We start from the raw sequence: 15,801 nt of genomic DNA, 5'->3' as shown, positions 1-15,801 counted from the left end.
TGGTTTTTGAACTGGGTTCTGCGCCATTGAACCCATTGATGATTGCTTGGGTTGTGCTTGGGCGTTGCAACTCATTTGCAGAAAGTTCAGTAAAACTATTGTAATTATTCTCAATAAGCTGTGGTTGTTGCAAATGACACTTGTTGTCGGCTATCATGCAAACCAAATATCGGCAGATCAGGCGAATCTCCTATGCCACTTTATACAGCAGCAGCCTTAAAGGCAGAACTGAACGAGAAGGGCTGGCGGTTGACGCCACAGCGAGAAACCATTCTCAATATTTTCCAGAATCTGCCTAAGGGCAACCACCTGAGTGCTGAAGACCTGCACCATGAGTTGCGTAAACAGGGACACTCCATTAGTTTATCCACCGTTTATCGCACTGTGAAGTTGATGTCACGGATGGGTATTCTGCGGGAGTTGGAACTGGCCGAGGGACACAAGCACTACGAACTCAATACAATGTCTCCGCACCACCATCACCACATGGTGTGCGTGCAATGCAACCGCACAATGGAGTTCGACAATGATACGATTCTCAAGCAGGCTCTGAAGCAGACGGAGAAGTATGGTGTGCAATTGATTGATTGCCAACTGACGATCTATACCATTTGTCCAGAGGCGTTGCGGCGCGGTTACCCCGGCCTGCCGGAAAACTGGGTCTGTAGTAGCGCGATCGCCCACGGCACAGAACCCCCCTCGCGGGGTAAATAAGGGATGCGACGACCCTTCGCGATCGCCCTTGTTGGCATAGCTGCTTTGCCCCCTCAGAGCCTAGGGGTTGAGTTTCCCGATGGTCGGGTGGCCTTTGATCAGCCACCCATTTTTGTTGAAGCCAATACCCGCTATCCTCAAGTGTGGCTAACGAATACCACCTACAACTTCATTGTGCAGATACCGACCACCGCAGGCGAACCCCTTGCCCGGCTCGACATTCAACAACTGCCCGGCATTGAGACGATTTACTTTTTGCCCCAACGTACCCGTGTTTTTATCGGCGATCGCTCCCGCCAGCCGATTCCCTTGGGCAAGGTGACCTTTGATGGCCATTCAGCGCTGCTCACAGTGACCTTTGATCCCCCTGTGCCACCGGGGTGGTACCTGCGGGTTGAGGTTGCTCCTGTGCGCAATCCCCAATGGGATGGGACGTATCTTTTTGCTGTGACAGCCTTTCCTCGGGGAGGAGATCGCGCCATAGGTCAAAATATCGGCACGGGGCGCTTGCAGTTTTACCGCAATTCTAATTTTTTCTAACGTGACCGTCTTTGCAACATTACCGCCGCCGCTTCAGCCGGGCGATCGCCTTGCCGTCGCCTTTCCTAGTGGTGTCCTCCGCCAAAGGGAACCTTTTTGGCAGGGAGTGGCCTGTTGGCAAGCTCAGGGCTATGAGGTGATTGTCGATGAGGCGGCCTTTGCCGGCTGGGGCTACCTTGCGGGTGCCGATCAACAGCGGCGCGATCGCCTGCGGCACTTATTGCAAGATGATTCTATTAAGGGTATTCTCTGCGGGCGGGGCGGATTTGGAGCGACTCGTCTGTTGGAGCAGTGGCAGTGGCCAGCGGTATCGCCGAAATGGCTGATTGGTTTTTCGGATATTACGGCTTTGCTGTGGAGCTATGCTAACCAAGGGGTGGCCGGTGTCCATGGCCCAGTACTCACCACGCTGGCGGCAGAACCCCTTTGGAGTCAGCAGCGGCTTTTTGATCTGGTGCGGGGCAAACCCCTAGAGCCGCTCTTGGGAACGGGTTGGGGGGGCGGTGTGGTGCAGGGTCGTCTTTTGGTGGGGAATTTAACAGTCGCGACTCATTTACTGGGGACGCCTGATTGTCCTTCTTTTGAGAATGTGATCTTAGCCCTAGAGGATGTGGGTGAAGCCCCCTATCGCATTGACCGCATGTTGACGCAGTGGCGCCGCAGTGGTGTGTTGCATCAGATTCAGGGGATTGCCCTCGGTCGTTTTAGTCGCTGTGAGGATCCCACCACCCAACCCAATTTTCGCGTGATTGAGGTTTTGGGCGATCGCTTGGCGGATTTGGGGCTTCCCATTGTCAGTGACTTGCCCTTTGGCCATGAGGGGGTCAATGCTGCCTTACCGGTGGGGGTGGCAGCTGAGCTAGATGGCGATCGCGGCTCTTTGCGGCTATTGCTCTGACCCAAAATCAAAATACCACCTCTGCCAGTGCCGAGATTGGTAAAAACTAATCCCACTCATAAGCAGAAGGCGATCGCGGGCAACCAATGAAATGAAAATCTGGGTGATAAGATATGGGGGATTCCATCAAGGCGCGTAAAGAGTTATGGATTTGGTGACACTGGCCGGACAGCTGAATGCAGGCACCATTTTGCCGGAAACCATCGTGATTGTGACGCTGCTTGTTGTCCTCCTAGCAGATTTGATTCAGGGACGCCAAGCCGATCGCTGGACCCCCTACTTTGCCATTGTCGGTTTAGGGGGAGCGATCGCCACGATGATTCCCCTGTGGACTCAGCCCGACACCGTCAGTTTCTTTGGCAGCTTTATTTCTGATCACCTCAGCCTCTTCTTCCGGGGACTGATTGCCCTTTCAGCCTTGGGCACGATTCTCATGTCCATTCGCTATGTTGAGCAAACCGGCAGTTCCCTCGGCGAATTTATGACGATTCTGTTGACGGCCACGGTGGGTGGCATGTTCATTGCCGGTGCCCAAGAACTGGTGTTTATCTTTGTGGCGCTAGAGACCCTGAGTATTGCCTCCTATCTGCTCACCGGCTACACCAAGCGCGATAGCCGCTCCAACGAAGCCGCCTTGAAATATCTCCTGATTGGTGCGGCCAGTTCTGCCATTTTCCTCTATGGATCGTCACTGTTGTATGGCCTCTCCGGTGGGCACACCCAGTTACCAGAAATTGCCCAAGCTCTCTCTGGGGAATCCTTGGGTCTGGTGGTGGCCTTAGTGTTTGTTATTGCTGGCATTAGTTTCAAAATTTCGGCAGTGCCCTTTCACCAATGGACGCCCGATGTTTATGAGGGTGCCCCTACGCCTGTGGTTGCCTTTCTCTCCGTTGGCTCCAAAGCGGCTGGGTTTGCCCTTGCCATTCGCTTTTTGACCTTGGCCTTCCCCAGTGTCACCGATCAGTGGCAACTCATCTTTACGGTGTTGGCGATCCTGAGCATGATTCTTGGCAATGTGGTTGCCCTTGCCCAAACCAGCATGAAGCGGATGCTGGCCTACTCCTCCATTGGCCAGGCGGGGTTTGTGATGATTGGTTTTGTCGTTGGCACTGAGGCAGGTTATGCCAGTATGCTCTTTTACCTGCTGGTGTACCTCTTCATGAACCTTGGCGCTTTTACCTGTGTGATTCTCTTCTCCCTGCGCACGGGTACCGATCAAATTAGTGAGTATGCCGGCCTCTATCAAAAAGACCCGTTGCTGACCCTCGGCCTGAGCCTCTGCCTGCTTTCCTTAGGCGGGATTCCTCCCTTGGCCGGCTTTTTTGGCAAAATTTACCTCTTCTGGGCGGGTTGGCAAGCCGGTGCCTATGGTCTGGTGCTGCTGGGTCTATTAACGAGTGTGATCTCGATTTACTACTACATTCGTGTTGTCAAGATGATGGTGGTCAAGGAACCCCAAGAAATGTCCCTAGCTGTGCAAAATTATCCCGAGGTTTCTTGGTCAACCTTTGGCATGCGTCCGTTGCAGGTGGGTCTAGTGATGACGGTGATTGCCACCTCCTTGGCGGGTATCTTGGCCAATCCCCTCTTTAACTTGGTGAATACGGCAGTACTAGATGTGCCCCAAGTGGCTCATCAACCGACGGCGATCGAGGTGGCCTACCAAAGCCTACCGCCGGCAGGTAAATCTTAAGGATGACTTTAGTACGATCCCCGATCTATCCCCCTAGAATCAAGGGGAAGCCATGCTAGGACAAATCACAGTGGTGGAATTGGCGCAACGCCTAGCCACAGAGGCGGATACCTTGCAACTCATTGATGTGCGGGAACCAGAGGAGTGGGCGATTGTTCACCTCCCCCATTTCACCCTTTTGCCCCTGAGTGCGTTTCCCCAATGGTCGCCCCAAATTTGCCAGCTCCTTGATCCAGATCGGGAAACCTTGGTACTCTGCCACCACGGTGTGCGATCGGCGCAAATGGGTCACTGGTTGATTCAGCAGGGATTCCGTAATGTGAAAAACATTGTCGGTGGTATTGATGCCTATGCTGCGGCAGTGGATCCAACCCTACCCCGTTATTAGTTGATTGCCTTGGGAGAGTTTTCATGACCTTGAAAGTCGGTATTAATGGCTTTGGCCGCATTGGCCGCTTGGTGCTACGGGCGGGTCTCGCCTGCGACAATATTCAGTTTGTCGGCATTAACGATCTCGTGCCTGCGGATAACCTTGCCTACCTCTTTAAGTACGATTCCACCCACGGCATCTATCCGGGGATCGTCAAGGCCACGGCAGAGGGCATTGAAATTGATGGTAAGTTCATTCCCTGTACGGCCATTCGCAATCCCGCAGAACTGCCTTGGGGATCGGTTGGCGCCGACTACATTGTTGAATCCACCGGTCTATTTACCGGCTATGATGGCGCCTCGCAGCATCTTGAGGCCGGTGCGAAACGAGTGGTGATTTCAGCCCCCACCAAGGATGCCGACAAGGTGAAAACAATTGTCGTTGGTGTTAATGATGCGGCCTTTGATCCAGCGGTGGATGTGATTGTCTCTAATGCCAGTTGCACGACAAATTGCTTGGCACCGGTGGCGAAGGTCCTACATCAAACCTTTGGGCTAGCTGAGGGCTTGATGACCACGGTGCACTCTGTCACCGCAACCCAACCGACGGTGGATGGTTCTAGTAAGAAGGATTGGCGCGGCGGCCGCGGGGCTGGCCAAAATATTATTCCCGCCTCTACCGGCGCTGCTAAAGCGGTGACACTGGTGTTGCCCGAACTCAAGGGCAAGTTGACGGGGATGGCCTTTCGCGTTCCTACGCCCGATGTGTCGGTGGTGGATTTAACCTTCAAAACTGAGAAGGCCACGAGCTATGACGAGATTTGTGCGGCAATGAAGGCAGCGGCTGAGGGGGATCTCAAGGGAATTCTCGGCTATACCGAGGAGGCCGTTGTCTCCAGTGATTTTATTGGCGATGGCCGCTCCAGTATCTTTGATGCCACAGCCGGGATCCAACTCAATGCCAATTTCTTTAAGGTGGTGGCTTGGTACGACAATGAGTGGGGCTATTCCTGCCGTGTGGTGGATCTCCTGAAATTGATGGCCGCTAAGGATGGTCTGCTCTAGCGACCCAAGTCATGGAGACGGTGGATCACTTCGCAGCAGTGCTGTGTGACTGCTTCTAGGGCAGGGCGATCGCCCGAAGCCGGGGGGGGAATGGGGGCACCAATGCGCACCGTAATCGGAACCGGTCGGGGAAATCCACCTTTTTTGAGAATCTCTTGGGTTCCCCAAAGGCAGACGGGCAATAGAGGCGCCTGAGCTTTGGCGGCAATGAGTGCTGCCCCCAATTTCGGATCATAGATGCGCCCATCTTTCGTGCGCGTGCCCTCCAAAAAGACCCCCACTGCCCAACCCTGTTCTAGAGCTTTGAGGGCGGCCTGCAATGCGCGGCGATCGCCGGCTCCCCGCTTCACAGGATAGGCACCATACCACCGAATCAATGTCCGAAAAATGGGAATCTGGAATAATTCCTCCTTGGCCATCCAAGCCACCGGTCGGCGCACACAGTTAGAAATCAGGGGTGGATCAAAGTAGCTGGCATGATTGGCTACCACCACCAGTGGCCCTCGCAGCGGTACCTGATGGGCACCATAGATGCGCCCGCGAAAGTAGGTGTGCAGGAGTGGACTCACCACTGACCATTTGAAAAGATGGTAGAGGAGCAAACTGATCAGCGGCTCGCGATCGCGACTCACCCAAGGCTCTCCAAACTAGCGATCGTGGCAATGCTGGTAACGGTGATCTCTGGGGTCGTGCGTTTAACCAAGCCTGCCAATACGTTGCCGGGACCAATTTCAAAGGCTTGGGTCACCCCCGCTGCCGCAAGGGCATGACAGGTGTCCACCCACCGCACAGAGCCGGTCATCTGCGATCGCAAGCGTGCCTTGATCACCGCTGCATCTGTTGTCGGTTCAGGTTCGACATTGTTCAAAACGGGAAAGATCGCCTCGTGGAAGGTGTACTCCTCCAGCAGCGTGGCAAACGTGGCTGCGGCCTCCGCCATAAACGGGGAATGAAAAGCCCCACTCACATTCAAGGGAACCGCTCGCTTCACCTTAATTTTGCCTAGCACCGCGTCCACCGCTGCCGGCAGCCCCGAAATCACCACCTGCCCCGGATGGTTATCATTGGCCAGAACCACATTGGCTGTGCTGGCGATCGCCTCTTGCAACTGCTCGCGGTCAAAGCCAATCAAGGCCACCATCTTGCCCCCCCCGGCGGCATTCATCAGTTCGGCTCGCCGCTGCACTAACTTCAGTCCTGTTGTAAAGTCAAAAACCTCCGCCGCATAGAGGGCAACATATTCGCCGAGACTATGCCCCGCAACAAAGTCCGCTTTTGCCCCCCGTTCCTTGAGAGCATCCACAAGCAAGCTCTCCACCAGAAACAAACTCGGCTGGGTATAGAGGGTTTGATCTAAGTTACCGATACGACCTGCACAGCACTCAATGACCGACCACCCCAAAATAGCCGCTGCCTGTGCGCACCGCTCCTCGGCTGGGGGATAGGCCGTTAGCAAATCCGCCATCATTTCTGGATGTTGCGACCCTTGGCCGGGAAATAACCATGCTGTCTTTGTCATCGGCAGTGCTCAACTCGAACCGCAATCTACTTTACCCGATTTGGGATGTCCGTTATACTAGAAAATTGTCGATAAAAATCTGCCCCTTTTATCTCCATAGGCTGACATGATTAAACTGCGTCTCAAACGCTACGGCAAAAAACGGAACGCCACCTATCGGATTGTGGCCATGAATAATACGGATCGCCGCGATGGGCGTGCCCTCGAAGAATTGGGCTTCTACGATCCGATCCGTGATGAAGTGCGCCTTAAGGAAGAGGCTATCAAGCGGCGTTTGGCGCAGGGCGCACAACCCACAGATACCGTGCGGCGGCTGTTTGTCAAAGCAAATCTTCTCCCTGAAACTGCCAAAAAATAGGCAATGACTGAGTCGGCTGCCCCCAATTACGCTGCCTTGATTCGCTTCCTGCTGGAACCCTTTATGGAAGCACCAGAAACCCTACGGCTGCATGCGGAATTTTCCCCTGCCAATTCTCGCATCTGGGTACGCCTTGCCTTTGCTGGCGAGGATAAGGGACGGGTCTATGGCCGTGGCGGTCGCAATCTCCATGCCATTCGAGCGGTTTTACAGGCTGCTGCCCAAGCCGCCGGTCAGCAGGTTTACTTAGATGTCTATGACGATGCCAAAAGTACACCTAAAATAGATCATCAAGGGAGCGATCGCCCCCGACGATCCCGTCGTCGTTCTTATCCATCATCAAGGAGGCAAAGTTAGCGCGTGTCTGAAGTGCGTTTAGGTGAAAACGAATCCATTGAGTCCGCTCTACGGCGATTCAAGAAAAAAATCCAAAAAGCGGGCATTCTTTCGGAAGTCAAACGGCGTGAACGTTATGAGAAACCCAGCCTGCGCCGCAAACGCAAACAGGAGGCCGCCCGCAAGCGCAATCGCTAAGCCTTGGGTATGACCACGAGGGAAAGCCTCACGATTGACCTCCACAGCACTGAGAGTGCGATCGCCCTTGTCGGTGAGCAAGAAGCCAACCTGCGCATCTTTGCCGCCCAAACAGGGGCGACCCTTGTTTTAAGGGGGCGGGATCTCTACATCACTGGTACCCCTGCTCAAATCCAACTCTGCCAACAACTGATTCAAGACCTCGGTACCCTCTGGCGCGAGGGGCGTCCTGTGTCTGGGGTAGATATTCTCACCGTCCGCCATGCCTACGACACCCAGCAGCGGGAAGCCCTCCAAGAGCTGCAACAGGATATTCTGGCTCGCACCCGTCGTGGCGACATTATTCGTGCCAAAACCTTTCGCCAGCGCCAGTACATTCAAGCCATTCGCAGCCACACACTCACCTTTGGCATTGGGCCAGCGGGCACCGGCAAAACCTTCTTGGCCACCGTTCTAGCCGTCCAAGCGCTACTGTCGGGTACTTATGAGCGGTTGATTTTGACACGGCCTGCGGTGGAAGCAGGGGAGCGGCTCGGCTTTTTGCCGGGAGATTTACAGCAAAAAATTGATCCCTATTTGCGTCCCCTCTACGATGCTCTTTACGAACTAGTGGAGCCGGAGAAAATTAGTAACCTGATGGAGCGGGGGGTGATTGAAGTGGCTCCCTTGGCCTATATGCGAGGGCGTACCCTCAATAATGCCTTTGTCATCCTCGATGAGGCCCAGAACACTACCCCTGCCCAAATGAAAATGGTGTTGACCCGCATTGGTTTTAACTCCTGCTTGGTGGTGACGGGGGACTTGACACAAACCGATCTACCAGAACATCAAACCTCTGGCCTCAGTGTGGCCACGAAAATTCTCAAAGATGTCGAAGGGATCGCGTTTTGTTATCTAACCAAGGGGGATGTGATTCGCCATCCCCTTGTCGAGCGAATTATTGATGCCTACGATCGCCATGAGCAGGCCTTGCTTACTAAGTCAAAAGAGCGCGCATCTGGGCGTAGCGATCGCTCAGCCAAGGCCAATTAACCACCTGCCACCAAGCCTCTAGGTACTGATCGCGACGGTTGCGATAGGTCAGGTAGTAGGCATGCTCCCACAAATCATTGCCCAAGATCGGCACTTGCCCTTGCATCAGCGGCGAATCTTGGTTCAGTGTGGTGGTAATGGCCAGATTTCCTTGGGGCGTCAGCACAAGCCAGACCCAGCCACTGCCAAAGTGCTTCAGACCTGCCTGCTGAAACTGGGTTTGAAACGCTGAGAACGAGCCAAAGGTGGTTGCAATTGCTGTGGCCAACTCCCCCGTGGGTTCACCGCCCCCATTCGGTGCCATACTTTGCCAAAAGAGGGAATGGTTGGCATGGCCGCCGCCGTGGTTGCGCACGGTTTGTTGGATGGCGGTGGGTAGTTGGCGAATGTGGCGCAGTAAATCCTCAATGGGTAGCCCCTGCCATTGCCGGTAGGGCGTCAGTGCCTTGTTCAGCGTCTTCACATAGGCCGCATGGTGTTTGTCGTGGTGTAGCTGCATCGTCTCCGCATCAATCACTGGCTCTAGGGCATCGTAGCCGTAGGGCAAAGGCGGCAGCGTATAAATTTCTGACGGCTCACCTTCAGCCACGGCTGGGCGCGATCGCAACCAGAGTGTAGCGGCACTGCCGACGAGGAGGCCGAGGGTTTGACGACGGGTTAGGGGCATAGCGAGTACGTGAAATGTTCCCGCTAATAGTTTAAGTCCCGCAGGATTATTCTTGGCGCAGTAGGAGTTGTTGAGCTTGGCTGGGCGTCAGCAGTTGGCCATCCACTTCAATTTGTAGCACCTTGTCAGCGGATGGTTGCAGCATCGTACTGGCCTCACGGCGGTCTTTAGAACGCCAGTGATTTTGCCAAAGGCGGTTCATTTCCGAGGATTCAAAGCCGGTGGTCGGGGAAATGGGATTCAAGATCGGGGGCAGGGGGGTCGCCACTGTGGCCAAGGGATAACATATCCCCAGCAACACCACGCTCAGCAGCAGTGGACGAGTCATATACCAATACCTCTTAGGAGCGATCGCAAATAATTTTTACAGTAGGCTTCTTCTAACCGCTTATTTTTTTCACCAAGGTCAGCCCTCATTCTTATTATATCCTCTGGAACTAAAGTCCTTTTTGGGTTTTTTCCCTCGTACTGAAGCGTTGAAGCTACCAAGCTTCTGTATTGTTTCCTAAGTTATGATGGTAAGGCGTACGCACCAGTTTTTTGGCAATTATCAATCCAGAATGACACAGGTATACACCCCTGAAGATGTTTGGCGATTATTGGCAGAGCTACTGGCGGCTCAAAAGGAAACAGAACGCCGATTTCAGGAAACCGAGCGACAATTTCAAGAAACAGATCGGCGTTTTCAGGATCTTGAACAGCGATTTCAGGAAACGGCTCAACGGTTTCAAGAAACAGATCGGCGGTTCCAAGAGACTGACCGGCGTTTTCAAGAAACCGAACGGTTGCTCCGAGAAGAAGCACGGCAGCTCAACCAACAAATTGGCAAACTGGGCAATCGCCTTGGGGAGTTTGTGGAGTGGCAAGTCCGCCCAGCTGTGTTGCGCTTATTTCAGAGTCGGGGAATTGCTGTTTCTCAACTCTACAGTGATGTGATTCTTCAAGACGGCAACGAGAGTTTAGAAATTGATCTGTTGGTCGTTAACACCGATGAAGCCGTTCTCATCGAAGTGAAAACAAAACTTAGCCAAGGGGATGTTGATGAACATTTAGAGCGGATTGCGAAATTTCGCCGTCTAGCTCACCAGTATCGTGGCACCAAACTCTTGGGTGCCGTGGCAGGGATGATTGTGCCGCCCGAGGTGGCTCGCTACGCTTATCGGCAAGGTTTGTTTGTGTTGGCGCAGTCGGGGGATGGGGTGACGATTCTCAACGACCCGCAGTTTCAGCCCCGTGCGTGGTAGGCCACTATCCCCTACTTGATTCGACGGCGGAAGCAAGGTGGAGAAAGAGGTCCGTCCCACACCTGTGTGACCTAGGCAGCGCGTTTGACCAAGGAGCGAATGACGTTGTCTTTCATCATCAATAGGCGAGAGGCTTGCAACAGTAGCTCACGCGCTTCCTGAAGGCTCATGGCACTCACTTGCTCCTCCATCACCCGCATTTGAAACTCCTGTTCAAAGCTGAGGTCAACATTCAGTTCGGGGAAGCGTTGCTCCATAGAATGTACTCCTTACTCCATGTTATCGGGCATACGTGTTAAAAAATATAACAAACACATTGACAAAGTTGCCACTCAATGAATATCACCCGTGCAAAGGATAAAATGTTCAGTATGAACGATTTCGCTAAATTCTTGATCGGTTTCACAAACGAGACCTGATAGACTGAGCTAAAACTCAAGTTTGATGATGAGGACGGCAAGATGCGGTTGGCAGAGGTGGCCGAACGGTTTGGGGCAACCCTTGATTGTCCAGAGCAGGGCGATCGCCCCGTGTTGGGGGTAGCCCCCTTAGAAACAGCAACAGCCACGGATATCTCTTTTTTGGCCAATCCGAAGTACACCGCTCTATTGCAGACCACGGCAGCGGCTGCTGTGTTTGTCCGTCCCGATTTTCAAGGGGAGGCAGCCTGTCCCCTGCTGCGGGTGCCCCATCCCTACCTTGCCTTTGCCAAATGTATTGAATGGTTTTATCCGCAACCCAAACCCTCCGCCAAAATTCACCCGACGGCAATTCTGGGAGCCGATGTGGTGTTGGGAGCGGATGTGACGATTGGTGCCTATACCGTGATTGGCGATCGCGTGCGCATTGGCGATCGCACGATAATTGATAGTCATTGCACACTCTACGATGATGTGGTGGTTGGCGCCGATTGCCGTATCTATAGCCACTGTGCCCTGCGGGAGCGGGTGCAATTGGGCGATCGCGTCATTCTGCAAAATAGTGTTGTCCTCGGCGCTGATGGCTTTGGCTATGTGCCTCTGCCCGATGGTCGCCACTATAAAATTCCGCAAGTGGGCACCGTGGTGATTGGCAATGATGTCGAAATTGGTGCCGGCACAACCATTGATCGCGCCACCCTAGGGGAGACCACTGTGGCGAATGGCACGAAGATTGACAACCTGACGATGGTGGCTCACAACTGTACCATCGGTGAAAACGCGATTCTCTGTGCTCAAGTGGGCTTAGCGGGTTCGACCCACATTGGTAATCATGTCGTTCTGGCGGGACAGGTGGGGGCAGCGGGTCATTTGACCATTGGCGATCGCACCATTGTCTCTGCTAAATCCGGCATCAGTAGCTCTGTCCCCCCAGATAGCCGCATGGGGGGGATTCCGGCCATGGATCAAACCCTCTACCTCAAGGTTTCAGCCGCAGTGAAGCAGCTGCCGGATCTCCTCAAGCGAGTGCGCCAATTGGAAGCAAAGGTAGGGGGATAGCATAGATATTCTAACCACCCTCTATAGTGGAATTAAGGGCTAGGGTTGCCTTTTGGATCGTTCATCATAGGGTGAGGGGCAATGGGTCACACGAATCTGCGACACTAAAGCTTATGACTCCTCCAGCAGCCATTCGATTACTGCCCAGTGATCAGGAATTGTTCCAAGCGCTCCTTGGCTACCATGAACTGACAACCAAGGCAGACAAGCAAGCAGCCTTACTTACCTTGCTCCAGCGCGATCGCGCCCAAGTCATTGTCAAAAGCATTGCCCAAGCTGCCTTTCCCCAAACGGCCTTTAACTTTGCCCTCTGGATGCTCAACCATGACTTGGTGACACTGGATTGGCTCTACGACATCACCTATCGCATTTCCACCCAAGGCTGTCAAGAAACCATTGATTTGGGATTGCTCTACGGCAGTCTCAAGCACTTAAGTGCAGGGGATCAAGCCGTTGTCTTGGGTCAAACTGAGGCTGCCCTCAAGGCGATTCGTCTCGATGAGTTGGATTTAGCAGCCTTGATTACGACACTGGAACCGGCAGTGGCGATCAGTTTCCTCTCTTGGTTTGTCACCTTTAAGAAAATCACGACAGTGGATCTGGAATACATCAGCCAAATTGTCCAGAAGGTGAAACCTAACGCCGAACCGCCCCAAGAGACCACTGAGATTCACTCCCAACCCCTCGTCCCTGAACCCCACATCATTGAACTTACCCTTGAAGACAAATTGCTGGATTTGAATTTGCAATTGGGGGGCACAGAAACAGAGATTCTACCCAAGGTTTTGGATCGCTTTTTATTTCGGCGCACCCGTGAAGATAAGGTGGTCTATCGTCCCAATACACAGGTGGTACGCCTTGCCGGCGTTGGCGAAGAGCGCCGTGACATTCCTGTGCCAGTGCGCAGTGCCAAAACATGGCCACCGGGAGTCTATGTGATCTATCGCGAGCAGGAGTCGCTCCAACTGATGCGCTTGCCGGATAATGAGTTCTACGAAATTTTGCCCCTTGGGCCTGATCCCTATCTGCGCGCTGAAACGATCGCCCGCATGGTCAAGGAAGGGCAGCGCTAGCTATAAACGGGCAGTGTGAAGTGAAAGCAACTGCCTTTTCCCGGTTGGGAGTCCACCCAAATCTGGCCGTAGTGCATACGAATAATTTGGCGGCAAAGGGCAAGGCCAATGCCATAGCCTTCAATGGTGCGATCGCGATCGAGGCGAACCGTCTCGCCAAAAATTTTTTCCTGCTGCTCAATGGGAATACCGGGGCCAGTGTCACAGACGGTAACTTGTACTTTTTGAGTCATGCGGTGAAAGGCGCTCAGGTGGATTTTGCCCCCTTCAGGAGTGTATTTACAGGCATTGTCCAGCAGGTTGACAAGGACCTGACGAATGCGATCGCCATCGCCATAAACCAAGGGTAAATCCAAAGGAATGTCGGTGGTAAAGTGCTGCTTTTTACGTTCAAAATTGAGGCGCACATCCTCAACCGTTTCTTGGCACAGTTGTCGCAGATCCAGTTGCCGTGCCATAATTTGCAGCTTATCTTGGGGTCCGCGCGCCGCTAAGAGTAAATCCGTAATCAGTTGTCCCATCATCTGGGTTTGACTGCGGGCATGGTGAAACAGACGTTGGATGTCCTCAATATGGAGTTGCTGAGTGCTCTCTTCCTGAAGGTTGGCTTCGAGGGTTTCAAGGGCAATGCCAACAGCAGTGAGGGGGTTACGCAACTCATGGGCCAGCAAGCCAATAATCCGATCTTTAAATTGCAGTTGTTCCGCAAGGCGATCGCGCTCTTGGCGCAGTTGAAACAGCTCATCCTTCAGGCGGCTGAGTTCCATCGAGCAATCGGACTGCTCCGCTGCCGACTTTTGCATATCTGCCTGTAGGCCGAGAGCCACTTCCCGCTGCCAGCGCGGCCACCAATAGTCTACTTTTTGCAGCAGCTTACGACCAGCGAGGGTTTGACGCGGTTCAGGACGGACTTTAATCAAGGCAGGCGTGGCAACCAGCTTGTACTCCTCTAGGAGATAGGGCTGCTCACCTATGGGCACCACTTTTAATTCAAAGCCAAAGTTCGAGGGTAGTTGCTGAATGTGGGCTTGAATAGCAGCGGTTTCCTCTTCATCGCCCGGACGATTGGCAACAAACAGGAGCAAACTGAGCGGCGGTGTCGTTTCTTGGGTAGAACTGGCATCCGCAGACGCTTTCATTGAATCACCGGCGAGTATTCTCAGGGGCAACGAAGTGCGCTTCCTCTCTAGGAAACACCATAAAGATTAACTAAATGTTAGCGGATTCTCCCCCGCAACCCAACCTAGGATTGTTGGCCATCCCGCCGGCCAAGTTCGTAGATTGCCCCACCGATGGTTGCCATCAGGCCTAAACTCAAGGCCCAACTTTGCCCCAAGCCCAAACTACAGAGGATAAAGCAACCCGTCCCCACCAGAATAAAGGGAACTAGCCCCACCATCCCTGCCCAGAATTCGGCACTTTGGTTTGCTTCACCCCCTAGCCACGTCACTAAACGCTGTATTAAGGCTTGCCCCGTGGGATAAAAGCCCCAGTACAGGGCGATCGCCCACAGACCAGACCCCGCAATGGCAATAGGGGAGAGAGAAACCTGCTGCAAATTGGGAATCATAGGAGTCCTTGAAAAATCTTGGGATCAAACATTTCTCGGAGAGATAGATAGTAGGGGGTAAAAACACTTGTATCATAGCCAGCGGCACGGGTTTGTATTTCCTTACCCAAAAGGTGCACCATTTGAAACACTAGCTCCCATATCACATTCAGCGAAGGATAAAGCATCAAACACAGGGGAAAGAGTTCTCGTTGCAGCGCCTCAAGGCTTTGCTCCAAAAGACATACCCAGAGGTAGATCTGGAACATCTCGACATCGCGAATACTGGAAACACGCACACTGGCTTGGGTCAAAGGGCCACTAAAACAGCGGTGCTGGGGGTTGAGTTCGGCAACACGATCACAAATAGCGGTGGCGATCGCCGTGCTCTGGGGCAACAGATGGCGCACTAAAGCCAAGGCCGGATCATTGTAGTCGTAGTTGGCTGCTGCGTTATAGGCACGGTGCAAGGGCATGTAGAGGTGATCATCAATAACTTTGAAGAAGCTACTGAGGATCGGACGTTGGCTCGTTGGTGCCACTTCTAGCAGTAATACCCCCGTGTGGTGAAACTGCATACTGACAAAGCCAATCACCCGCGGATCGACGGCAGTATAGCGGCGGCGAATCTCACTGATGGCACTAGCCAGCTTGGCGGTCATTTGCTGGGTGCCCTTGCCGGCTTCGTAGAGTTTGAGGGTGCGCTGATAAATGTCATGGATGTCTTTGGAGATGCTCCAAGGATCCACCAGTTCCGCTGGGATGCCATGGCGAATCATCTCTGCGGCCAAAAAGCCTTCAGTGCGCTGCCAAGCCTTGACACTGGCATTCCGCAATTCGGCCAAGAGCCGAGGGGCAACCACCGCTGGATCATCCTCCGCAAGGGCGGTGGTGTTGAGGTTGGTAATATAGCGCTTTGCCCAAGCCTGTGCCAGACTGCTCAAGGAGGTGGTGTCCGGTGCGATCGCGCTCGATCCGTCAGTAGTGGTATTCAACATGAGCACCTCCGCCATTTAGAACAGGGCTATAAGCTGAATTGATATTAAGAATCGTAACTTGTTTTAAGCT

At 53.5% G+C, this 15,801-nt stretch carries 21 protein-coding genes; 13 read left to right on the top strand and 8 right to left on the bottom strand.

Translation table 11 applies throughout. The features are described from left to right. Window positions 1–192 precede the first annotated feature (192 nt). From RHH53_RS10405 to gap, 6 genes are all read left to right on the top strand, one after another. On the top strand, window positions 193–714 hold the full coding sequence (locus RHH53_RS10405) for a transcriptional repressor (RefSeq protein WP_206200092.1): 522 nt from the start codon (window positions 193–195) through the stop codon (window positions 712–714). A gap of 3 nt (window positions 715–717) precedes the next feature. Continuing rightward, window positions 718–1,254: a DUF2808 domain-containing protein gene (locus RHH53_RS10400; protein WP_206200091.1), complete on the top strand. Its 537-nt coding sequence runs from the start codon at window positions 718–720 to the stop codon at window positions 1,252–1,254. A 1-nt stretch (window position 1,255) separates the two neighbouring features. Next, window positions 1,256–2,152, top strand: coding sequence for an LD-carboxypeptidase (locus tag RHH53_RS10395; RefSeq protein ID WP_206200090.1), 897 nt, complete (start codon window positions 1,256–1,258; stop codon window positions 2,150–2,152). Window positions 2,153–2,297: 145 nt separating this feature from the next. After that, complete coding sequence (locus RHH53_RS10390) at window positions 2,298–3,845, top strand: NAD(P)H-quinone oxidoreductase subunit N (protein ID WP_206200089.1); 1,548 nt, start codon at window positions 2,298–2,300, stop codon at window positions 3,843–3,845. A 52-nt stretch (window positions 3,846–3,897) separates the two neighbouring features. After that, on the top strand, window positions 3,898–4,233 hold the full coding sequence (locus RHH53_RS10385) for a rhodanese-like domain-containing protein (protein ID WP_302678226.1): 336 nt from the start codon (window positions 3,898–3,900) through the stop codon (window positions 4,231–4,233). Between the two features lie 23 nt (window positions 4,234–4,256). Next, window positions 4,257–5,279 (top strand): type I glyceraldehyde-3-phosphate dehydrogenase, encoded by a 1,023-nt coding sequence (gene gap, locus RHH53_RS10380; protein WP_310743754.1) that lies wholly within the window; start codon window positions 4,257–4,259, stop codon window positions 5,277–5,279. On the opposite strand, the gene RHH53_RS10375 is transcribed toward gap, so the two are convergent. Together RHH53_RS10375 and fabD are read right to left on the bottom strand one after the other, a co-directional pair. Then, entirely contained in the window at window positions 5,276–5,911 is a 636-nt protein-coding gene (locus RHH53_RS10375) for a 1-acyl-sn-glycerol-3-phosphate acyltransferase (RefSeq protein ID WP_149819182.1), read from the bottom strand. The genes gap and RHH53_RS10375 overlap by 4 nt on opposite strands. Next, complete coding sequence (fabD, locus tag RHH53_RS10370; protein WP_206200085.1) at window positions 5,908–6,798, bottom strand: ACP S-malonyltransferase; 891 nt, start codon at window positions 6,796–6,798, stop codon at window positions 5,908–5,910. The genes RHH53_RS10375 and fabD overlap by 4 nt, the downstream gene beginning before the upstream one ends. Before the next feature lie 106 nt (window positions 6,799–6,904). Between fabD and rpsP the strand changes: the two genes are divergently transcribed. The 4 genes from rpsP to RHH53_RS10350 are packed head-to-tail and all read left to right on the top strand — an operon-like array spanning window position 6,905 to window position 8,722. Continuing rightward, window positions 6,905–7,156, top strand: coding sequence for a 30S ribosomal protein S16 (rpsP, locus tag RHH53_RS10365; RefSeq protein WP_149819178.1), 252 nt, complete (start codon window positions 6,905–6,907; stop codon window positions 7,154–7,156). Between the two features lie 3 nt (window positions 7,157–7,159). Next, complete coding sequence (locus tag RHH53_RS10360; RefSeq protein WP_181494762.1) at window positions 7,160–7,513, top strand: KH domain-containing protein; 354 nt, start codon at window positions 7,160–7,162, stop codon at window positions 7,511–7,513. A gap of 3 nt (window positions 7,514–7,516) precedes the next feature. Further along, window positions 7,517–7,690, top strand: coding sequence for a 30S ribosomal protein S21 (gene rpsU, locus RHH53_RS10355; protein WP_015126245.1), 174 nt, complete (start codon window positions 7,517–7,519; stop codon window positions 7,688–7,690). A 9-nt stretch (window positions 7,691–7,699) separates the two neighbouring features. Continuing rightward, window positions 7,700–8,722: a PhoH family protein gene (locus RHH53_RS10350; protein ID WP_149819174.1), complete on the top strand. Its 1,023-nt coding sequence runs from the start codon at window positions 7,700–7,702 to the stop codon at window positions 8,720–8,722. Here the strand turns inward: RHH53_RS10350 and RHH53_RS10345 are convergent. Together RHH53_RS10345 and RHH53_RS10340 are read right to left on the bottom strand one after the other, a co-directional pair. After that, window positions 8,667–9,389, bottom strand: coding sequence for a superoxide dismutase (locus tag RHH53_RS10345; protein ID WP_302677659.1), 723 nt, complete (start codon window positions 9,387–9,389; stop codon window positions 8,667–8,669). The two genes, RHH53_RS10350 and RHH53_RS10345, sit on opposite strands and share 56 nt — an antisense overlap. A 46-nt stretch (window positions 9,390–9,435) precedes the next feature. After that, a complete protein-coding gene (locus RHH53_RS10340; protein WP_310438104.1) occupies window positions 9,436–9,717 on the bottom strand; it encodes a hypothetical protein in 282 nt (93 codons plus the stop codon). Window positions 9,718–9,949: 232 nt separating this feature from the next. Between RHH53_RS10340 and RHH53_RS10335 the strand changes: the two genes are divergently transcribed. After that, a complete protein-coding gene (locus tag RHH53_RS10335; protein ID WP_302677661.1) occupies window positions 9,950–10,633 on the top strand; it encodes a hypothetical protein in 684 nt (227 codons plus the stop codon). A gap of 71 nt (window positions 10,634–10,704) precedes the next feature. Here the strand turns inward: RHH53_RS10335 and RHH53_RS10330 are convergent, their stop codons facing one another. Continuing rightward, window positions 10,705–10,890 (bottom strand): NblA/ycf18 family protein, encoded by a 186-nt coding sequence (locus RHH53_RS10330; protein WP_024125509.1) that lies wholly within the window; start codon window positions 10,888–10,890, stop codon window positions 10,705–10,707. Window positions 10,891–11,094: 204 nt separating this feature from the next. On the opposite strand from RHH53_RS10330, the gene lpxD reads away from it, so the two are divergent. Together lpxD and RHH53_RS10320 are read left to right on the top strand one after the other, a co-directional pair. Further along, window positions 11,095–12,111, top strand: coding sequence for a UDP-3-O-(3-hydroxymyristoyl)glucosamine N-acyltransferase (gene lpxD, locus RHH53_RS10325; RefSeq protein ID WP_310743753.1), 1,017 nt, complete (start codon window positions 11,095–11,097; stop codon window positions 12,109–12,111). Window positions 12,112–12,224: 113 nt separating this feature from the next. Then, on the top strand, window positions 12,225–13,184 hold the full coding sequence (locus RHH53_RS10320; protein ID WP_302678222.1) for a hypothetical protein: 960 nt from the start codon (window positions 12,225–12,227) through the stop codon (window positions 13,182–13,184). Here RHH53_RS10320 and RHH53_RS10315 read toward each other — a convergent pair. The 3 genes from RHH53_RS10315 to RHH53_RS10305 form a co-directional block, all read right to left on the bottom strand. Beyond that, window positions 13,181–14,323, bottom strand: a complete 1,143-nt coding sequence (locus tag RHH53_RS10315) for a histidine kinase (RefSeq protein WP_302677664.1) — start codon at window positions 14,321–14,323, stop codon at window positions 13,181–13,183. The genes RHH53_RS10320 and RHH53_RS10315 overlap by 4 nt on opposite strands. A 104-nt stretch (window positions 14,324–14,427) precedes the next feature. After that, window positions 14,428–14,754 (bottom strand): hypothetical protein, encoded by a 327-nt coding sequence (locus tag RHH53_RS10310; RefSeq protein WP_149819160.1) that lies wholly within the window; start codon window positions 14,752–14,754, stop codon window positions 14,428–14,430. Then, the gene (locus RHH53_RS10305; protein ID WP_206201685.1) at window positions 14,751–15,731 is read right to left on the bottom strand and encodes a hypothetical protein; all 981 of its coding nucleotides are present in this window, start codon (window positions 15,729–15,731) and stop codon (window positions 14,751–14,753) included. Before RHH53_RS10305 ends, RHH53_RS10310 begins: the two co-directional genes overlap by 4 nt. Window positions 15,732–15,801: the final 70 nt, after the last annotated feature.

It is taken from the genome of Thermosynechococcus sp. PKX82, assembly GCF_031583255.1.
Classification (GTDB): domain Bacteria; phylum Cyanobacteriota; class Cyanobacteriia; order Thermosynechococcales; family Thermosynechococcaceae; genus Thermosynechococcus.
Note: the sequence above shows the minus strand (reverse complement) of the source record. Positions and strands in the feature narration are given on the sequence as shown.

Coding starts and splice junctions, on each gene's coding strand:
- RHH53_RS10305 (WP_206201685.1), bottom strand. CDS start 15,731: ATGTTGAATACCACTACTGACGGATCGAGCGCGATCGCACCGGACACC.
- RHH53_RS10315 (WP_302677664.1), bottom strand. CDS start 14,323: ATGAAAGCGTCTGCGGATGCCAGTTCTACCCAAGAAACGACACCGCCG.
- RHH53_RS10345 (WP_302677659.1), bottom strand. CDS start 9,389: ATGCCCCTAACCCGTCGTCAAACCCTCGGCCTCCTCGTCGGCAGTGCC.
- RHH53_RS10405 (WP_206200092.1), top strand. CDS start 193: ATGCCACTTTATACAGCAGCAGCCTTAAAGGCAGAACTGAACGAGAAG.
- RHH53_RS10320 (WP_302678222.1), top strand. CDS start 12,225: ATGACTCCTCCAGCAGCCATTCGATTACTGCCCAGTGATCAGGAATTG.
- gap (WP_310743754.1), top strand. CDS start 4,257: ATGACCTTGAAAGTCGGTATTAATGGCTTTGGCCGCATTGGCCGCTTG.
- lpxD (WP_310743753.1), top strand. CDS start 11,095: ATGCGGTTGGCAGAGGTGGCCGAACGGTTTGGGGCAACCCTTGATTGT.
- RHH53_RS10385 (WP_302678226.1), top strand. CDS start 3,898: ATGCTAGGACAAATCACAGTGGTGGAATTGGCGCAACGCCTAGCCACA.
- RHH53_RS10360 (WP_181494762.1), top strand. CDS start 7,160: ATGACTGAGTCGGCTGCCCCCAATTACGCTGCCTTGATTCGCTTCCTG.
- RHH53_RS10310 (WP_149819160.1), bottom strand. CDS start 14,754: ATGATTCCCAATTTGCAGCAGGTTTCTCTCTCCCCTATTGCCATTGCG.
- RHH53_RS10330 (WP_024125509.1), bottom strand. CDS start 10,890: ATGGAGCAACGCTTCCCCGAACTGAATGTTGACCTCAGCTTTGAACAG.
- RHH53_RS10340 (WP_310438104.1), bottom strand. CDS start 9,717: ATGACTCGTCCACTGCTGCTGAGCGTGGTGTTGCTGGGGATATGTTAT.
- RHH53_RS10350 (WP_149819174.1), top strand. CDS start 7,700: ATGACCACGAGGGAAAGCCTCACGATTGACCTCCACAGCACTGAGAGT.
- fabD (WP_206200085.1), bottom strand. CDS start 6,798: ATGACAAAGACAGCATGGTTATTTCCCGGCCAAGGGTCGCAACATCCA.
- RHH53_RS10390 (WP_206200089.1), top strand. CDS start 2,298: ATGGATTTGGTGACACTGGCCGGACAGCTGAATGCAGGCACCATTTTG.
- rpsP (WP_149819178.1), top strand. CDS start 6,905: ATGATTAAACTGCGTCTCAAACGCTACGGCAAAAAACGGAACGCCACC.
- RHH53_RS10335 (WP_302677661.1), top strand. CDS start 9,950: ATGACACAGGTATACACCCCTGAAGATGTTTGGCGATTATTGGCAGAG.
- RHH53_RS10400 (WP_206200091.1), top strand. CDS start 718: ATGCGACGACCCTTCGCGATCGCCCTTGTTGGCATAGCTGCTTTGCCC.